Source organism: Streptomyces sp. (genome assembly GCF_035563135.1).
Lineage (GTDB): Bacteria > Actinomycetota > Actinomycetes > Streptomycetales > Streptomycetaceae > Streptomyces.
The window spans coordinates 1-18,630 of sequence record NZ_DATMVN010000443.1 but is presented as its reverse complement, the minus strand read 5'-3'; the positions used below and the strand labels follow the sequence as shown (position 1 = coordinate 18,630).

14 protein-coding genes are annotated in these 18,630 nt (G+C 69.7%); 4 read left to right on the top strand and 10 right to left on the bottom strand.

The annotated features are described in order from the left end of the window. Nucleotides 1-237: 237 nt before the first annotated feature. Nucleotides 238-1,896, bottom strand: a complete 1,659-nt coding sequence (locus tag VN520_RS19575) for an amidohydrolase (RefSeq protein WP_325748222.1) — start codon at nt 1,894-1,896, stop codon at nt 238-240. Between the two features lie 111 nt (nt 1,897-2,007). Further along, the gene (locus VN520_RS19570; RefSeq protein WP_325748221.1) at nt 2,008-3,342 is read right to left on the bottom strand and encodes an MFS transporter; all 1,335 of its coding nucleotides are present in this window, start codon (nt 3,340-3,342) and stop codon (nt 2,008-2,010) included. A gap of 216 nt (nt 3,343-3,558) precedes the next feature. Here VN520_RS19570 and VN520_RS19565 point away from each other — a divergent pair, with 216 nt between their 5' ends. Beyond that, nucleotides 3,559-4,452, top strand: a complete 894-nt coding sequence (locus tag VN520_RS19565; RefSeq protein WP_325748220.1) for a LysR family transcriptional regulator — start codon at nt 3,559-3,561, stop codon at nt 4,450-4,452. 508 nt (nt 4,453-4,960) lie between these two features. Here the strand turns inward: VN520_RS19565 and VN520_RS19560 are convergent. Together VN520_RS19560 and VN520_RS19555 are read right to left on the bottom strand one after the other, a co-directional pair. Further along, complete coding sequence (locus VN520_RS19560) at nt 4,961-6,490, bottom strand: UDP-N-acetylglucosamine 1-carboxyvinyltransferase (RefSeq protein ID WP_325748219.1); 1,530 nt, start codon at nt 6,488-6,490, stop codon at nt 4,961-4,963. Nucleotides 6,491-6,643: 153 nt separating this feature from the next. After that, entirely contained in the window at nt 6,644-6,841 is a 198-nt protein-coding gene (locus VN520_RS19555) for a DUF4236 domain-containing protein (protein WP_325748218.1), read from the bottom strand. Nucleotides 6,842-7,139: 298 nt separating this feature from the next. On the opposite strand from VN520_RS19555, the gene VN520_RS19550 reads away from it, so the two are divergent. Together VN520_RS19550 and VN520_RS19545 are read left to right on the top strand one after the other, a co-directional pair. Then, on the top strand, nt 7,140-9,974 hold the full coding sequence (locus VN520_RS19550) for an aconitate hydratase (protein ID WP_325748217.1): 2,835 nt from the start codon (nt 7,140-7,142) through the stop codon (nt 9,972-9,974). Nucleotides 9,975-10,043: 69 nt separating this feature from the next. Continuing rightward, entirely contained in the window at nt 10,044-11,273 is a 1,230-nt protein-coding gene (locus tag VN520_RS19545; protein ID WP_325748216.1) for an ROK family protein, read from the top strand. Between the two features lie 41 nt (nt 11,274-11,314). Here the strand turns inward: VN520_RS19545 and VN520_RS19540 are convergent, their stop codons facing one another. Next, nucleotides 11,315-12,382 (bottom strand): YihY/virulence factor BrkB family protein, encoded by a 1,068-nt coding sequence (locus VN520_RS19540; protein ID WP_325748215.1) that lies wholly within the window; start codon nt 12,380-12,382, stop codon nt 11,315-11,317. A gap of 175 nt (nt 12,383-12,557) precedes the next feature. Between VN520_RS19540 and VN520_RS19535 the strand changes: the two genes are divergently transcribed. Next, the gene (locus tag VN520_RS19535; protein ID WP_325748214.1) at nt 12,558-12,818 is read left to right on the top strand and encodes a GlsB/YeaQ/YmgE family stress response membrane protein; all 261 of its coding nucleotides are present in this window, start codon (nt 12,558-12,560) and stop codon (nt 12,816-12,818) included. A gap of 66 nt (nt 12,819-12,884) precedes the next feature. Here VN520_RS19535 and VN520_RS19530 read toward each other — a convergent pair whose 3' ends face one another. The 5 genes from VN520_RS19530 to xylA all read right to left on the bottom strand — a co-directional run. Further along, the gene (locus VN520_RS19530) at nt 12,885-14,267 is read right to left on the bottom strand and encodes a GH1 family beta-glucosidase (protein ID WP_325748213.1); all 1,383 of its coding nucleotides are present in this window, start codon (nt 14,265-14,267) and stop codon (nt 12,885-12,887) included. Nucleotides 14,268-14,276: 9 nt separating this feature from the next. After that, complete coding sequence (locus VN520_RS19525; protein WP_325748212.1) at nt 14,277-15,134, bottom strand: carbohydrate ABC transporter permease; 858 nt, start codon at nt 15,132-15,134, stop codon at nt 14,277-14,279. Between the two features lie 5 nt (nt 15,135-15,139). Beyond that, the gene (locus VN520_RS19520; protein WP_325748211.1) at nt 15,140-16,111 is read right to left on the bottom strand and encodes a sugar ABC transporter permease; all 972 of its coding nucleotides are present in this window, start codon (nt 16,109-16,111) and stop codon (nt 15,140-15,142) included. Nucleotides 16,112-16,122: 11 nt separating this feature from the next. Next, nucleotides 16,123-17,382 (bottom strand): sugar ABC transporter substrate-binding protein, encoded by a 1,260-nt coding sequence (locus tag VN520_RS19515; protein ID WP_325748210.1) that lies wholly within the window; start codon nt 17,380-17,382, stop codon nt 16,123-16,125. Between the two features lie 145 nt (nt 17,383-17,527). Continuing rightward, a partial coding sequence (gene xylA / locus VN520_RS19510; RefSeq protein WP_325748209.1) for a xylose isomerase occupies nt 17,528-18,630 on the bottom strand: 1,103 nt, incomplete at its 5' end.

The window sequence follows — 18,630 nt, the reverse complement described above, 5'->3', positions numbered from 1 at the left end:
CCGGGTTCGCCGAGGCATCCGCCGAAGCCGACCAGCTTCTGGCCGAGTCCGGGCGACGATGACGACGGCGACCTGGCCGGTGAAGCCGTAGATGGGTTACATGACAGGCGCTTCAACGGAGTTGTGCATGTGCGGTTCTCAGCGGTTGCCCGTCGCGGCCGCCCCGGTGGTCTGCCGCTCGTCGGAGGCGCTGCGCGCGATTCCGACGTCAGCCAGGCCGGCCGAGGCCGGGGCGGCTCAGCACACCCGTGTGAGAGCTCCCGCGTCGTGGGCAACCCGGCCGCCGATGACGGTGGCCCCCACGGTCAGTTCGCTGATCCGCTCGGGCGCCACGGCCAGCAGGTCGTCGCTGAGCAAGGTGAAGTCCGCCAGCATGCCGCGTGCCAGGGTGCCCTTGATGTGTTCTTCGTGGACGGCGTAGGCGGAGCCGGTGGTGTAGGCGCGCAGCGCCTCGTACGCAGTGACCGCCTCGGCGGGGGCGATCGGTGCGCCCGAGGCCGTACGCCGGTTGACCATGTCGTGGATGCTCAGCAGCGGGTCGGGGGCGACGACCGGGGCGTCGGTGGAGCCGGGCAGCTCGACCCCGGCGTCGAGGAAGGACCGCATGCGGTAGGCGAGGAGGGCACGTTCGGGGCCCAGGGCGGTGAGGAGGCCGTCGCCGATCTCCGAGAGGAAGCGGCCTTGAGGCACCGGCACCAGACCCATCGCGGCGATGCGCGCGACCTGCCGCTCGCTGGTGACCGCGGCGTGTTCGACGCGGTGCCGCGCATCGGGGCGCGGGTACCTGAGCTGTGCCTCCTCGTAGGCGTCGAGGACCGCGTCCAGAGCGGCGTCGCCGATCGCGTGCGTGGCGATCTGCCAGTTGCACCGGTGCGCGTCGAGGATGTACCGGCTCAACTCCTCGCGCTCGAACTGCAGGAATCCCTTGTTCCCGGGGGCGTCGTGGTAATCGCAGCACATGGCGGCGGACCGTCCGATGAGCGAGCCGTCCGCCATGATCTTCGTCGGTCCCACACGCAGCCACTCGTCCCCGAACCCGCTGCGCAGGCCGAGGTCGAGTCCGTACCACTCGTTGCCGGGTTCGAACGCGCCGCAGTCGTGCAGTGCGGTGATGTAGGGCATGACCGTCATGCGCACCGCGAGTTCGCCGCGTTCGCGGGTGCGGAGGTAGGCGTCCAGGTCGGCGGGGCCGTTGCCGATCCCGTGTACGACGCCGATTCCGGGTTCGGTCACGCTGGTGAGGCCCACTTCCACCGCGGCCCGTGCGCCGCGCGCGATGTTGGCCGTCCACTCGGCGGCCGGCTCCGGCCTGAGCAGCCGCTCGACCAGGTGCATCGCCGTGGTCTCCTGGAGCAGGCCGGTCGCCCTCCCGTCCGCGTCGCGTTCGACGTGGCCGCCGGCCACGTCGGGCACCGCCGCGAGGTCAGGGAAACCCGCCCGGCGGAACGCTTCGGTGCTCGCCACGGCCATGTGGTGGGAGTTGTGCACCAGCCAGACCGGCCGTCCGGCGGCGGCCCGGTCGAGACCCTCGGCGGTCGGATGGGCACCGATCTTGTTCTGGTCGTAGCCGGCACCGAACACCCACGCGTCCGCGGGGAGCGTGGAGCACCGCTCAGCCACTGCCCGGTAGAGGGCCTCGAGACCGGGTGCCGCTTCGTAGGAGACGTCGAGTTCGCGCAGGCCCTTGCCGACCATACTCAGGTGATGGTGCGCGTCGTTGAAACCGGGGACGGCGGGGGCTCCGGCGAGGTCGACGACTGTGTCCGCCGTGCACCCGGTGACATCGTCGTCCAGACCCACGATCCGGCCGCCGAACACACCGAGCGTGTGTGCGGCGGGCCGGCCGGGGACGAGGGTGGTGAAGCGGCCGTTGCGGAAAAGGGCGTCGAGGTGCACGAGGTACCACTCCTGTTGTGCGGCGTGTGTCGAGACGTTGGGGTGAGCGAAGTACGGGGCTGGTGGCCGGAGGGGCTCCCCCCGACCGGCCGGCGACCCCTGCCCGGTGGATCAGACGGGGAGCGGTTCCCCCTGCGACACGCCGGCGACGCGTCGTGCGGTGACGCGGGCGAGAGCGGCCACGCACCCGGCGGTCATCAGGAGCAGGACGACGTAGAACGCGACGACCGGCCAGATGGAGCCGGAGCCCCAGGTGAGGAGCGCCTGTGCCGCCATGGGGGTGGTGCCGCCGATCAGGGTGGAGCAGAGCTGGTAGGCGAGTGAGATTCCCGTGTAGCGGACCCGGGAGGGGAACGCGGCGGCCAAGAACCCGGCGAGGACGGCGTAGTAGCCGGAGCCGGCGACGGTGGCGAGCGCGATGCCGAGGAAGGCGAGGACCGGCTGCTCGGTGCCGATCAGCCAGAACATGGGTACGGCGGCGAGGACGTTGGCGAGCAGTGAGCACACCATGAAGCGCGTTTCACCGACCCGCTCGGAGAGCAGCGCGGCCGCGGGCTGCCACAGGAACTGCACGACGGACACGCCGAGCAGCACGTAGAGCATCGTCTGCCGGTCGATGTGCAGTTCGTTGGTGGTCCACGACAGGACGAACGTGTTGGTGAAGTAGGCAGCGGAGATACCCATGATCGAGGCGCCGATGCCGAGGAGCACGATCCGCCAGGCGGTGCGTACGACCTCCACCACGGGCAGTCTCGCCACCGTGCCCTCCTCCTTGATCCGTTCGAACTCGTCGGACTCCTCGACCTTGAGGCGGATGACGAGCGCGACGATGACGAGCAGCCCGGAGAACAGGAACGGCAGCCGCCAGCCCCACGACAGAAACGCTTGGTCATCGAGGCCGCCCACGGCGAGGAAGACCAGGGTGGCGAGGATGGAACCAGCCGGAGATCCTTGCTGGACCAGCATCGCAAACAGTGATCCCCGGCCCTTGGGCGCGTTCTCCGAGGCCATCAGGACGGCGCCGCCCCACTCGCCGCCGACGGCGATGCCCTGCACGGCGCGCAGGAGGGCCAGCAGCATCGGTGCGGCGACGCCGATCTGCGCGTGGGTGGGCAGGACACCGACGAGGAAGGTGGCGCCACCCATCAGCAGCAGGGTGGTGACCAGCGTGCCCTTGCGGCCCATCCGGTCGCCGAAGTGTCCGAAGACGATGCCGCCGAGTGGCCGGGCGAGGAAGCCGACCCAGAAGGTCGCGAAAGAGGCGAGCACACCCGCGGCCGGGGAGACGTCGGGGAAGAACAGCTTTCCGAAGACGAGCGCCGACGCGGTGCCGTAGACGAAGAAGTCGTACCACTCGATGGTGGTGCCGACGAACGAGGCAAGGCCGGCCCTTCTGGCCTGCGGTGTGGCACCGGACGGCGCGTGCGGCTGTTCAGTGGCGTGCATGGGTCCTCCGGGGGACAGGGATGCTTGCTTCACCCAGGGCCGGTCGACTCGGACCTCGGGACGGCGGCGACGACGGACGAGGCGCTGCACGTACGGGCTCAGTCTGGTTTCGACTCCCGATGCCGTCTAATACTTGGTTGACAGCAACCCCATGCCTTTGAGGCATGGACAGGCCCGAGTAAGCGGAACTCGGGGAGAGAACGTCAGGAGCCGTTCATGGAAATTCGGGTCTTGCGCTACTTCCTCGCCATCGCGGAAGCCGAGTCGGTCACGGCCGCGGCGCGGCGCGTGCACGTCGCCCAGCCCTCCCTGTCCCGGCAGCTCGCGGGCCTGGAGCAGGAACTGGGCGTGCGACTGTTCACCCGGCGGCCCGGTTCTCTGACGCTGAACGCCGCCGGACGGCGCTTTCGCCCCGTCGCCAGGGACCTGGTGCGCCGCGCCGAACAGGCGACCGAGGTCATGGCCGCGATCGGGGACGGCGAGCAAGGCTCGGAGTTCACCGTGGTGGCCTCCCCGTCGACCGTCGTCAGTTTCCTGGCGCCCTACATGGCGCGGAGCACCACCGGCCCCGTCTTCCGTGACGCGCTCCAGACCGACCCGAACGATGTCTTCGACGCCTTGGCGAACAGCGACGCCGACATCGGCATCTCGACCTTCCCCGCACCGGCCACAATGGAGTCCGCCTTTCTGGGCCGTACTCCGGTCATGGCGCAGCTGCCCGTAGGCCACCGGTACGCCGACCGGGACGTCCTCGACCTCGCCGACCTGGTCGCCGAACCACTGATCCTCATGAGCCGTTCCAACGTCGCCCGGCTGGTCCTGGACGAGGCGGTCAGCCGTGCCGGGCTGGCCCCCGACATCGTGACCGAGACGAGCTCCGCCGCCCTGGCCCAGTCCCTGGCCGCTCGTGGCAGCGGCGTCTGCCTGGTCACCGATGCCGCGCAGTTCGGCCTGCGGGAACTGGTCGTCCGCGGGCCCGAAGGGCTGTTGACCGTCCCGCTGTACGCGGGCTGGGACCGCGATCACTACGCCGGTGGCGCCCTGCGCGACCTCGTGGCGGGGCTGCGGGACTTCGCGGCGGCCGGCCTGCGGCGCTTCACCGACCTGTGAGAGAAACCCAGGGGCGCTCAAGCGCACATCTCACCCGTGCGCTCACCTCGGCATGCGGGCCGGGCCTCTCGTCCGCCGCCGGCATGACGGTGACACCGATCGCGTCGTGCGACCGGTAGAGCACCGCGTGTCCCGTCCCTGTGGCGTCGAACCTCTGCCGCAGAGAGCGGATCCGACCCCACCCTCCGAGCCAACGGGAAGGGACGGCTCACCGCCGGACTGGAGGACCGTCGCCCTCCTCCGAGGTGAGTGACCCATCGTGTGTGACGGGTGATCCGTCCTCAGCCGACTGAGGGCCCGCTCACCTGCGGTTTTCTCCAACTGGGGGAATCCGGGCGGGTTTTCGATGACCCACCACGTGCGGTGCCGGGCGAACCGCCCCTGAGGCCGACGCGCTCCGGGCTCGGCCCGAAAGTCCCTGAGAAGTCCCACAGCCGAAGCGCAATCCCCTCCTGGCTTACATATGTGCAGGTCAGGAGGGATTTCGCGTGATCTCTTCTCAGAACCTTCAGATGTCGCGGAAGATCTCGATCTGCGCCCCCACCGAGTTCAGCCGCTCCGCCAGTTCCTCGTAGCCACGGTTGATGACGTACACGTTCCGCAGTACGGACGTGCCCTCGGCCGCCATCATCGCCAGCAGCACCACCACCGCGGGCCGCAGCGCGGGCGGGCACATCATCTCGGCGGCGCGCCAGCGGGTCGGGCCCTCGACCAGGACGCGGTGGGGGTCCAGGAGCTGGAGCCTGCCGCCGAGGCGGTTGAGGTCGGTGAGGTAGATCGCGCGGTTGTCGTAGACCCAGTCGTGGATCAGGGTCTGGCCGTGCGCGGAGGCGGCGATCGCCGCGAAGAACGGCACGTTGTCGATGTTCAGGCCGGGGAAGGGCATCGGGTGGATCTTGTCGATCGGCGCCTCCAGCTTGGAGGGCCGGACCGTCAGGTCCACCAGCCGGGTGCGGCCGTTGTCGGCGGCGTACTCCGACGTGCGGTCGCAGTCGAGGCCCATCTCCTCCAGGACCGCGAGCTCGATCTCCAGGAACTCGATCGGCACCCGGCGGATCGTCAGCTCGGACTCCGTCACCACGGCGGCGGCCAGCAGGCTCATCGCCTCGACCGGGTCCTCGGAGGGGAAGTAGTCGACGTCCATGTCGATCTCCGGCACACCGTGCACCGTGAGGGTCGTCGTCCCGACGCCGTCGACCCGCACGCCGAGCGCCTCCAGGAAGAAGCACAGGTCCTGGACCATGTAGTTGGAGGACGCGTTACGGATGACCGTCGTGCCGTCGTGCCTGGCGGCGGCGAGCAGGGCGTTCTCCGTCACCGTGTCGCCGCGCTCGGTCAGGACGATGGGCCGCTCCGGCCGCACCTCGTGGTCGACCTGGGCGTGGTACAGACCGTCGGTCGCCGCGATCTCCAGGCCGAAGCGGCGCAGCGCGATCATGTGCGGCTCGATCGTGCGCGTGCCGAGGTCGCAGCCGCCGGCGTACGGCAGGGTGAAGCGGTCCGTACGGTGCAGCAGCGGGCCGAGGAACATGATGATGGAACGGGTCCGGCGGGCCGCGTCCGCGTCGATGGCCGCGAGGTCGAGCTCGGCGGGCGGAAGGATTTCCAGGTCGATGCCGTCGTTGATCCAACGGGTCCGCACCCCGATGGAGTTGAGAACCTCCAGGAGCCGGAAGACCTCCTCGATGCGGGCCACCCGGCGCAGCACGGTGCGGCCCTTGTTGAGCAGGGAACCGCACAGCAGCGCGACACACGCGTTCTTACTCGTCTTGACGTCGATGGCCCCGGAGAGCCGGCGTCCGCCGACCACGCGCAGGTGCATGGGCCCGGCGTAACCGAGCGAGACGATCTCGCTGTCGAGGGCTTCCCCGATGCGGGCGATCATCTCAAGGCTGATGTTCTGGTTGCCGCGCTCGATGCGGTTGACGGCGCTCTGGCTCGTGGCGAGCGCCTCGGCAAGCTGACTCTGTGTCCATCCACGATGCTGACGGGCGTCACGGATGAGCTTGCCGATACGTGCGAGGTAGTCGTCTTCCATGTCTGCACGCTATCTCACATATGAGATGAAGGCCGTGTCGGGGTGTGCGGTTCGGGTGACGCTCGGATGCCGGGCCGTGGGCAGATGGCCTGAATGAAGGATCAGGTACGCCCGGCGGCCCGGCACGCGGAGCGCGGCCGAAGGGGATGGGGGTCAGCCGCTGCGGCGGCGCGTGGTCCTGCGCCACCCGAACGGGCCCGGCAGGTCCATCGAGGTGGTGCGCCGGCCGGTACTGCTCGTGGTGTGCTTCGGTCCGTGCCGGCCGCCGGTGGTGACGGACCACGAGCGGCGGTTGATGTTCAGCCGGACGCCCGGAAGGATCTGGAAACTCTTTCGGAATGTGAGCGGCATCTGCGCCTCCTCTGCTCTGTCAGGAGTACGCGTATCCCGAAGTCGCCCGCTCATGCGCGGCGGCGTGCCGGAACGCACCGGAGCGGCGCGGGACACAGGCGCCCGGGCATGACCGCGCGGCGGCGATGTACTAGAGTTATCTCGACATCGAGATATCTGCCGAGGCGCACCGCAGCCGCCGTGCGGTAAGGGTTACCTAACTAACCCTTACCTTAGCGGATGGTGGGGGCCGCAGGCGGCGCCGGCCGCACATGAGGCGCGGCGCGGTTGAACGCGCACATTGAAGAAGGAGACTGTCGTGTCGGCGAACAGCTTCGACGCCCGCAGCACGCTGCAGGTGGGCGACGAGTCGTACGAGATCTTCAGGCTGGACAAGGTCGAGGGCTCCGCGCGCCTCCCTTACAGCCTGAAGGTGCTGCTGGAGAACCTGCTCCGTACGGAGGACGGCGCGAACATCACCGCCGACCACATCCGTGCGCTGGGCGGGTGGGACTCCCAGGCCCAGCCCAGCCAGGAGATCCAGTTCACCCCGGCCCGCGTGATCATGCAGGACTTCACGGGCGTCCCGTGTGTCGTGGACCTCGCCACCATGCGTGAGGCCGTCAAGGAACTCGGCGGCGACCCCGACAAGATCAACCCGCTCTCCCCGGCCGAGATGGTCATCGACCACTCCGTCATCGCCGACAAGTTCGGCACCGACGACGCCTTCAAGCAGAACGTCGACCTGGAGTACGGCCGCAACAAGGAGCGCTACCAGTTCCTGCGCTGGGGCCAGACCGCCTTCGACGACTTCAAGGTCGTCCCGCCGGGCACCGGCATCGTCCACCAGGTGAACATCGAGCACCTGGCCCGTACGGTCATGACCCGCAACGGCCAGGCGTACCCCGACACCCTCGTCGGCACCGACTCGCACACCACCATGGTCAACGGTCTCGGTGTGCTGGGCTGGGGCGTCGGCGGCATCGAGGCCGAGGCCGCGATGCTCGGCCAGCCGGTCTCCATGCTCATCCCGCGCGTCGTCGGCTTCAAGCTGGTCGGCGAGCTGCCGGCCGGCACCACCGCCACCGACCTCGTGCTGACGATCACCGAGATGCTGCGCAAGCACGGCGTCGTCGGCAAGTTCGTCGAGTTCTACGGTGAGGGCGTCGCCGCCACCTCCCTCGCCAACCGCGCCACCATCGGCAACATGTCGCCGGAGTTCGGCTCCACCGCCGCGATCTTCCCGATCGACGACGAGACGCTGAAGTACCTGCGCCTGACCGGCCGCGACGCCCAGCAGGTCGCCCTCGTCGAGGCGTACGCCAAGGAGCAGGGCCTCTGGCTCGACCCGGCCGCCGAGCCCGACTTCTCCGAGAAGCTGGAGCTCGACCTCGCCACGGTCGTCCCCTCCATCGCCGGCCCGAAGCGCCCGCAGGACCGCATCGTCCTGGCGAACGCCGCCGAGCAGTTCAAGGCCGACGTCCTCAACTACGTGGACGCCGGTGTCACCGGCGGCGACGACCGCAAGCCGGGTGTCCCGCAGCAGGAGCAGCCGCACGGCGTGGCCTCCCCGGTGGACGAGGCGAGCGCCGAGTCCTTCCCGGCCAGCGACGCCCCCGCCTACGGCAGCGACGACAACGGCTCCGGTGCCCCGCAGCACTCCGCCGTCGTCCCCGGCGCGGGCCCGTCCAACCCGGCCACCGTGACCGCCCCCGACGGCTCCACGTACGAGATCGACCACGGCGCCGTCACCGTCGCCGCGATCACCTCCTGCACCAACACCTCGAACCCGTACGTGATGGTCGCCGCCGCGCTCGTCGCGAAGAAGGCGGTCGAGAAGGGCCTGACCCGCAAGCCGTGGGTCAAGACCACCCTCGCCCCGGGCTCCAAGGTCGTCACCGACTACTTCGACAAGGCGGGTCTGACCCCCTACCTCGACAAGGTCGGCTTCAACCTCGTCGGTTACGGCTGCACCACCTGCATCGGCAACTCCGGTCCGCTGCCGGAGGAGGTCTCGCAGGCGATCAACGACAACGACCTCGCGGTCACGTCGGTCCTCTCCGGCAACCGGAACTTCGAGGGCCGCATCAACCCCGACGTCAAGATGAACTACCTCGCCTCCCCGCCGCTGGTCGTCGCGTACGCCATCGCGGGCTCCATGAGGGTGGACATCACCAAGGAAGCCCTGGGCACCGACCAGGACGGCAACCAGGTCTTCCTCAAGGACATCTGGCCCACCGAGGCCGAGGTCAACGAGGTCGTGGCGAGCGCCATCGGCGAGGACATGTTCAACAAGTCCTACCAGGACGTCTTCGCGGGCGACGCCCAGTGGCAGGCGCTGTCCATCCCGACGGGCAACACCTTCGAGTGGGACACCGAGTCCACCTACGTCCGCAAGCCCCCGTACTTCGAGGGCATGCAGATGGACCCGGAGCCGGTCCAGGAGATCTCCGGCGCCCGTGTCCTCGCGAAGCTGGGCGACTCGGTCACCACCGACCACATCTCCCCGGCCGGTGCCATCAAGGCCGACACCCCGGCCGGCAAGTACCTCACCGAGCACGGTGTGGAGCGCCGTGACTTCAACAGCTACGGCGCCCGCCGCGGCAACCACGAGGTCATGATCCGCGGCACGTTCGCCAACATCCGCCTGCGCAACCAGATCGCGCCGGGCACCGAGGGCGGTTACACCCGCGACTTCACGCAGGAGGGCGCCCCGGTCTCCTTCATCTACGACGCCTCCCGCAACTACATCGAGCAGGGCATCCCGCTGGTCATCCTGGCCGGCAAGGAGTACGGCTCCGGCTCGTCCCGCGACTGGGCCGCCAAGGGCACCAAGCTGCTCGGTGCGAAGGTCGTCATCGCCGAGTCCTACGAGCGCATCCACCGCTCGAACCTCATCGGCATGGGCGTCCTGCCGCTCCAGTTCCCCGAGGGCCGGACCGCCGACTCCCTCGGCCTGACCGGCGAGGAGACCTTCTCCTTCTCCGGCGTCACCGAGCTGAACAACGGCACCACCCCGCGCACGGTGAAGGTCACCACCGACACCGGCGTCGAGTTCGACGCGGTCGTCCGCATCGACACCCCCGGCGAGGCGGACTACTACCGCAACGGCGGCATCATGCAGTACGTGCTCCGCAACCTGATCCGCAAGTAAGGGCACCGCGAAGTGAGCGAGGGCCGCACCCCCGGGGTGCGGCCCTTCGCCGCTAGGCTCGAAGGCCTGATGAAGAACACCCTCACCTCGCCCGCGGCCAAGGCCGGACACGAGTCCGTGCGCCGTCACAACCTGAGCCTGGTCCTGCGGACCGTGCGCGACGAGGGCGAGGTCACCCGGGCGCGGGTGGCGAGCCTCGTGGGGCTCACCAGGGCCGCCGTCTCCTCGCTCGTCGAGGAGCTGCTCGCGCTCGACTGCCTCAGCGAGTCCGGCAAGACCTCCAGCGGATCGGCCGGGCGCCCCGGCACCGTGCTGAAGCTCTCCCGGACCGGGCCGGCGGGTCTCGGGGTGGAGATCAACATCGACTACGTCTCCGTGTGCGCCGTCGACCTCACCGGCACCGACCGGGTCCGGGTCACCGAGCACACCGATCACCGGAACGTCCCGCCGGCCGAGGTCCTGGCCCATGCCGCCCGGCTCACCGACCGCGTCATCGCCTCCGCCCGGGAACAGGAACTGCGGGTGGTCGGCGTCGAACTGGCCCTGCCCGGCCTCGTCTCAGGCGGCGTCGTCCGGCAGGCCCCCAACCTCGGCTGGAGCAGGGTCGCCGCCGAGGGCATCTTCGGGCAGGCGCTCAGCACACTGCGCCCGGCCGGGCGGGCCCTGGCCGTCGGCTCCGGCAACGAGGCCAACCTGGCGGCCCTGGCCGAGCTGTGGTTCGGCGGACTGGGCGGCGTACGCACCTTCCTCTATCTCACAGGTGAGACCGGCGTGGGCGGCGCGCTCGTGGTGAACGGCGAAATACTGCGGGGCGCCCACGGGTTCGCCGGTGAGATCGGGCACGTCGTCGTCGACCCGCAGGGGCCGCTCTGCCGCTGCGGCGCGCACGGCTGTCTCGAACAGTACGCCGGCCGGGCAGCCCTGCTGAGGGCGGCGGGGATCGACCCGGACACGGGCGTGCGCGGCATCGCGGAGCTGGAGCAGCGGGCCGCGGCCGGCCAGACGCCGGCCGTATCGGCACTGTGCGAGGCGGGGGACCGCATGGGCGTGGTGCTGGCCGGCGCGGTGAACCTCTTCGACCCGGAAGCCGTCGTCCTCGGCGGGATCTACCGCAGCCTGATGCCCTGGCTGGAGAAGTCCGCCGACGCCCAGCTCGCCGCACGGGTGGTGTCGGGCCGCTGGCACGAGAACGGCAGCAGGCTGCGGGCATCATCCGTGTCCGGGGACGCGGCGCGGGGCGCGGCGGCCCGGGTGGTGCACGAGGTGCTGGAGAACCCGGGGGCGTACGCGGTGCGTTGAGGGCGCACACCCCACGGGCCGGCCGGCGTCCGGAGGGCCGTTCAGCCGAGGTGGCGGCGTTCCTCCTCGGTCCACTTGGCGGTGTCACGCGGCTCCACGTACGGTTCCTCGGCCGCGGGGTGGCCGCCCTCGATCGCCCGCTGGCGGGCCATCTCCGCGTCGAACTCGAGGCCGAGCAGGATCGCCAGGTTCGTGATCCACAGCCACACCAGGAAGATGATCACACCGGCGAGGGCGCCGTACGTCTTGTTGTACGAGGAGAAGTACGCCACGTACAGCGCGAAGCCGGCCGAGGCGGCCATCCAGAGCAGCAGGGCGAGGACACTGCCGGGGGTCACCCACTTGAAGCCCCGGCCCCGGGCGTTCGGCGCGGCCCAGTACAGGATCGCGATCATGATGGTGACGAGCAGGACCAGGACCGGCCACTTCGCGATCGACCAGGCCGTCATGGCGGGATCGCCGATGCCGAGGGCGGAACCGGCCCGCTGGGCGAGGGGGCCGGTGAACACCACGATCAGGGCGCTGAGGACGGCCAGCACCATCAGGGTCACCGTCAGCCCCAGCCGCAGGGGCAGCACCTTCCACACCGGCCGCCCCTCGGGCATGTCGTAGACGGCGTTGGAGCAGCGGATGAACGCCGCGATGTAGCCGGAGGCCGACCACACCGCCAGCAGCAGACCGACGACGGCCATCAGTGATCCCGTGCCGCCGTTGCCCTGCAACTGCTGCACGGCGTCGGAGAGGATGTCCCGGACCGGGCCGGGGGCGAGGTCCTGGAGGTTGTCCATCACCTGCTGGGTGGCGGACTTCCCCGCGACACCGAGCAGCGAGACCAGCACGAGCAGGGCCGGGAAGAGCGAGAGCACGCCGTAGTACGTCAGGGCCGCCGCGCGGTCGGTGAGCTCATCGTCCACGAACTCCCGCACCGTGCGCTTCAGCACCGCCCACCACGACCTCCTGTGCAGGGCGGTCGGCTCGTCGGGTGCGTTGCGCTCCACCTCCGGGTCCGGCCCGACGTGGGCGGACCCCTCAGGGGCGGGATCCGCGCGGTCTCCGTGACGGTCGCCGCCGTGGGTGTGGTGAGTGTGGGGTTCCGGTGTGCGTGCCATGGGAAGTCCGGTAACCGCCCCGGCCGGACGAAAACCGGTTTGGCCCGTACGGATTCGTTCAGCAGCCGTCCGGCGGCCACCGACGCGCCGAACAGTCAGGCATGGGCCAGGGCTTGTGGGGCACGCGGGCTGTAGCTTCCCGAGACGTACAGCGCGAAGAAGAGGAGGACTGGTCGTGTCATTTCTGTGGGCCATCATCGCGGGACTCATCATCGGCTTGCTGGCCAAGCTCGTCGTACCCGGTCGTCAGCCCATTCCGCTCTGGCTGACGACTCTCCTCGGTATCGTCGGCGCCCTCGCCGGCAACGCGCTCGCCAGTGCCGTCGGCGTGCGCGACACCGGGGGCATCGACTGGATCCGGCACATCTTCCAGATCGGGGTCGCCGCCGTCCTCATCGCCCTCGTGGCCCCCATGTGGTCCCGTCGACGCGCCTGACCTCCGGCGGAACACGGGTGCGGGTCCGGACCGGCTGTCCTGCCGGTCCGGACCCGCACCCGTGCCTCAGGCCGCCCTGTGCGCCGCGATCAGCTGCTGATACCAGCGGTAGCTGTCCTTCGGGGTGCGCTCCAGGGTGTCGTAGTCGACCCGGATGATCCCGAACCGCTTCGCATAGCCCAGCGCCCACTCGAAGTTGTCCAGCAGCGACCACACGTAGTAGCCGCGCACGTCGACGCCCGCGTCCATGGCTGCCCGCAGCGCCGTCAGGTGGGTGCGGAGGTACTCCACCCGGTCCGGGTCGTGGACGGAGCCGTCGGCCTCGACGCTGTCGGACTCCGCCGAGCCGTTCTCCGTGATGTGCACCGGAGGCAGGGCGTCGCCGTACGTCTGCTTCAGCGCGGTCAGCAGGTCGGTGAACGACTCCGGGACGACCGGCCAGCCCATCGCGGTGCGCCGCACGTCCGGGTACTGGCCCTCCGTGTAGCGGTTGTCGGTGGCCACCCGCAGCGCCGGGTCCGCCTCGCGGTGCGGGGCGGCGGCGACGACGATCGGCCGGTAGTAATTGATCCCCAGGAAGTCCATCGGCTGGGAGATCAGCTCCAGGTCGCCCTCGCGGCGGAAGTCCTGGCCGGTGATCAGCTCACCCCAGGTCTCCTCCTCGGTGGCCGGGTAGCGGCCGGCGAGGAGCGGCTCGGTCCACACCAGGTTGTGCTGGGTGTCCGCCCGGACGACGGCGGCCAGGTCGGCGTCCGACTCGGTGGCCGGCACATTGCGGTCCAGGTTCAGCGTGATGCCCGCCTCGCGGACCCCCGCCGCGCGCAGGGCGTTCATCGCGTGGCCGTGGCCGACCAGCAGATGGTGGGCGGCGGCCAGCGCCCCGCGGCCCTCCCGCGCGCCCGGCGCGTGCCGGCCCACGGAGTAGCCGAGGAAGGCGCTGCACCACGGCTCGTTCAGGGTGATCCAGCGCGGCACCCGGTCGCCGAGGTGCTCGGCGACGATCGCCGTGTACTCGCCGAAGCGCTCCGCCGTCTCGCGCACCCGCCAGCCGCCCTTGTCCTCCAGGGCCTGCGGCAGGTCCCAGTGGTAGAGGGTGGCGGCCGGCTCGATCCCCGCCTCCAGGAGCGAGTCCACGAGCCGGGAGTAGAAGTCCAGCCCCTTGGGGTTGACCGCCCCGCTGCCCGTGGCCTGGATCCGGGACCAGGCGATCGAGAAGCGGTACGAGTCCACGCCCAGGTCGCGCAGCAGCGCCACGTCCTGCGGGTAGCGGTGGTAGTGGTCGCAGGCCACGTCACCCGTGTCACCGCCGTCCGTCCGGCCGGGCGTGTGGCTGTAGGTGTCCCAGATGGACGGCCCGCGGCCGTCCTCGTCCACGGCACCCTCGATCTGGTACGAGGCGGTGGCCGCGCCGAAGACGAAACCGGGCGGGAAGACCGGGAAATCACTCATGGAGAACCCTTACTTGACCGAGCCGCCGGTGATCCCGGCAGCGATGTACTTCTGGGACAGGACGAGGAGCACGGCCGCAGGCACCGCGGAGAGCACCGAGGCGGCCATGACCGAACCCCAGTCGCCGACGTGCGCGCCGATGTACTGGTAGATGCCCAGCGTGATCGGCTTGACGTCGTCCGTCGTGTTCAGCGTGAGCGCGAACATGAAGTCGCTCCACGCGTACAGGAAGGAGAACAGCCCGGCGGTGATCAGCGAGTTCCGGCTCATCGGCAGGACGACCCGGACGAACGTACGGATGCGGCCCGCGCCGTCGACCTCGGCGGCCTCGATGACCTCACGGGGGATGGACACCATGAAGGAGCGCATCAGCACGATCGCGAAGGGGATGCCCAGCGAGGCGTCCGCCAGCATCAGGCCGAAGTAGGAGTTGACCAGGCCGAGGTCCACGTACGCGCTGTACAGGGCGTTCGCGATGACGATGCCCGGCACCATCTGGGTGATGAGCGTGCCGAAGACGATCGTCCTGCTGCCGCGCAGCTTGAACTGCGCCAGGCCGTACGCCGCCGGTGCGGAGACGGCCAGGCAGATGGCCACGGCGCCGAGCGCCACGGCCAGCGAGGTCAGCAGGTTGCCGCCCTGCTCGGTGAGGGCGGAGGTGAAACCGGAGAGGTCGATGCCCGTCGGGACCGGGCCCACGTCGACCAGACTCGCGTCCGGCTGCAGCGCGGTGTTGACCATCCAGTACAGCGGGAACAGCATGACCGCGAGGACCACGACGCCGAAGGCGGTCGCACCCCAGCGGCGCTTCGGACGGCGGACGGCGGCGGGAGCCGGGGCGGCGGGGGTCTGGGTGGTGGTCGCCATGCCGGTCACTTCCCCTCGTTGCGGTTGACCCGCAGGTAGAACACCGCGAAGACGGCGGAGATCAGGATCAGGATGTTGCCGACCACGGCCCCGGCCCCGAAGTCCATCTGGACGAAGGAGTTCTGGTACGTGAGCGTGCCGAGCGTCTGGGTGGAGTCGGCGGGACCGCCGTCGGTGAGGGCCAGGACCAGGTCGAGGATCTTGACCGTCGACATGAAGCCGAGCACCAGCACCACGGTGATGACGGGCTTGAGCATGGGCAGGGTGACCGAGCGGAACGTGCGCCAGGCGGACGCGCCGTCGAGTGCGGCGGCCTCGTTCAGCTCCTTGGGGACCTCCTGGAGGCCGCCGTAGAGGATCACCATGTTGAACGGGATCCCGATCCAGATGTTCACCAGGATCACCGAGACCAGCGCCATGCTCGTGCTGGTCAGCCAGGGCGTGTCACCGGGCAGGCCGACGGTGCCGAGGAAGGAGTTGAGGACACCGGTGTCCTGGTCGAAGATGCGCCGCCACACGATGCCGGAGACGACCATGGGGACCAGCCACGGCAGCAGGATCAGCGAACGCAGGATCCCGTTCAGCGGGAAGCGGCGGGTGAAGAAGACGGCGAGCGCCAGACCGATGCAGAACTGGCCGAGGAGCGATCCCACGGTGAAGAGGATCGTCTGCCACAGGGCCTTGCCGAACAGCCCGTCGCCGAAGACGTTGCTCCAGTTGTCCGTGCCGTTGAACGGCGCCTCACCGGTGAAGAACGTGGAGGGCGAGTAGTCCTGGAAGCTCATCACGATGTTGCGGACGAGCGGGTAGCCGAAGAACAGCGCCATGAAGATCACGGCGGGGGCGATGAACCCCCACTGGGCCAGCGACCTGCGCCGCTTGGCGCTCCGTGGGTTCACGGGCTTCTTGGCCGCACCGGCCGCGGGGGTCTTCGGACCGGCCGGCGGCGCGGTGGCTGAGGCGGTGGTGGATGACATGGTTCGTTACCTCAGTTCCCGCTCGTGACCTGCTGCTGGGCACGCTTCAGAGCGGCCTCGCTGGACTCGCCGGTGAGCGCGGACTGGAAGGCGCTCTGCAGGGCGAGCGATACGGACGACCACTGCGCGCCGACCTTCGCGGTACGCGAACGGGCCGTGGCGACCTGTCCGGCCAGGGCGGCCAGCTCCGGGGCCTTCGTACGCCACACGGCGGCGGCCTTCGTGTTCGCCGGCACCATCCAGCTGTTGAGGGCGTAGGTGATCTGCTCCTGCTCGCCCGCCATACAGCTGATGATCTTCGCGGCCGTCCTCTCGCGCTCGGCGTCGCCGGTGTTGGGCACGGTGAGCACACCGCCGCCCAGCGGACCGACCGAGTCGTCGCCCGCCTCGGGCACGGGGATCTCGGCGATGCCCCAGTCGAGACCCTTCTTGGAGTTGAGGGTCTCCACCTGCCACGGGCCGTTGATCATCATGGCCGCGTTGCCGGCCATGAACTGGTCGTTCACGTCGGCCTGGGTCCAGTTGACCGTGGACTTGGAGAGCGAGCCGTCCTTCAGGAGCGCCTTCCAGTAGTCCAGGGCCCCGGCGACCTCGGGGGTGTCGAGCTTCGACTCGTCGCCGCCGTTGGACCACATGAACGGGGTGAACTGGAAGACGCCGTCCTCCGCGCCGCCCGCACTGAGCGCGAGACCGTACTGCTTGCCCTTGGTCAGCTTCTTCGCGGCCGACCGCATCTCGGCCCAGGTGGTGGGTACGTCGACACCGGCCTTGTCGAGGGTGTCCTTGTTGTAGAACAGCGCCAGGGTGTTCACCGTGCGCGCGGCCCCGTAGTACTTCCCGTCGAACGAACCGAAGTCGACGATCCCCTCGGGGATGTCCGCCGTGGTCAGCCCGAGGTCCTTCAGGGGGATCAGCCCGCCGGCCTCCGCGAAGGTCGGCATCTCGGAGGCGTCCAGCTGGAGGACGTCCGGCAGCGACTTCGAGGACGCCATGCGCAGAGCCTTGGTCATCAGCTGCGCCGCCGGAACGCTCTGCTGCTCGATGGTGATCCCGAGCTGCTTGCTGCAGCGCTCGAGGGTGTCGCCGTCCCAGCGGTGGTACGACTCGTCCGTCGAGGAGTTCATGACGGTGTAGACGTCCTCGTCCCGCTGCTGGGCGCACCCCGACAGGACGGTGCCGGCGACGAGCGCGGAGACGACGGTGAAGGGGACGACGATCCGCCTGGTGCGGCTGCGGAGTCGGATCCGCCCGTCCGGGGAAAGTTCTGTCACGGTGGTGCCCTTGCGGTAAGAGGGTGGCCGGCCCATGGGAACGCTCCCACGGGGTACTCGTCAAGCCCCTGGGTGAATCCGGCGGGTGTCACGGCGGGGGAGGTCACCGGTGTCCGGCGGCGGGGCCGCCGGACACCGGGGGTGTTCAGCGGAGGCCGAGGAGGTGTTCCATGGCGAGCTGGTCGAGGGCTTCGAAGGCCATGGAGCGTGTCGCTGCGGTGGTGGCGTCGAAGTCTTCGTAGGCGGTGCGGTCGGCGAGGAGGGCCTTGAGGCCGTCGCCGGCGGTGGGCTGGGCGAGTTCGTGCAGGCGGGAGGCGGTCAGGGCTTCCTGGACGGTGGGGTCGGCGCGGAAGGCGGCGGCGCGGTCCTTGAGGATGAGGTAGTTGCGCATGCAGTTCTTCGCGGACTCCCACACCCCGTCGATGCCGTCGGTGCGTACCGGTTTGAAGTCGAAGTGCAGGGAGCCGGTGTAGTCGGAGCTCTCCAGGAGGTCGACGAGCCAGAAGGCCTGGCGCAGGTCGCCGGCGCCGAAGCGGAAGTCCTGGTCGTACTTGATGCCGGACTGGCCGTTGAGGTCGATGTGGAAGAGCTTGCCGGCCCACAGGGCCTGGGCGATGCCGTGGGGGAAGTTCAGGCCGGCCATCTGCTCGTGGCCGGTCTCCGGGTTCACCCCGACCATCTCGGGGCGCTCGAGGCGTTCGATGAAGGCCAGGGCGTGGCCGATGGTGGGCAGCAGGATGTCGCCGCGGGGCTCGTTGGGCTTGGGCTCGATGGCGAAGCGCAGGTCGTAGCCCTGTTCGGTGACGTAGTCGCCCAGCAGGTCGAAGGCCTCCTTCATCCGGTCCAGGGCCAGGCGCACGTCCTTGGCGCCGCCGGACTCGGCCCCCTCGCGCCCGCCCCAGGCCACGTAGGTGGTGGCGCCGAGCTCGGCGGCCAGATCGATGTTGCGCATCACCTTGCGCAGCGCGAAGCGCCGCACACCGCGGTCGTTGGCGGTGAAACCGCCGTCCTTGAACACCGGGTGGGTGAACAGGTTCGTGGTGGCCATCGGGACCTTCATCCCGGTGCGGTGGAGCGCGTCCTTGAACCGGCCGACCAGCCGGGTCCGCTCGGCCTCGGAGGACCCGAACGGGATCAGGTCGTCGTCGTGGAAGGTCACCCCGTGCGCACCGAGCTCCGCGAGCCGCTCCACCGACTCCACCGGGTCCAGCGCGGGACGCGTCGCGTCACCGAACGGGTCGTTGCCAC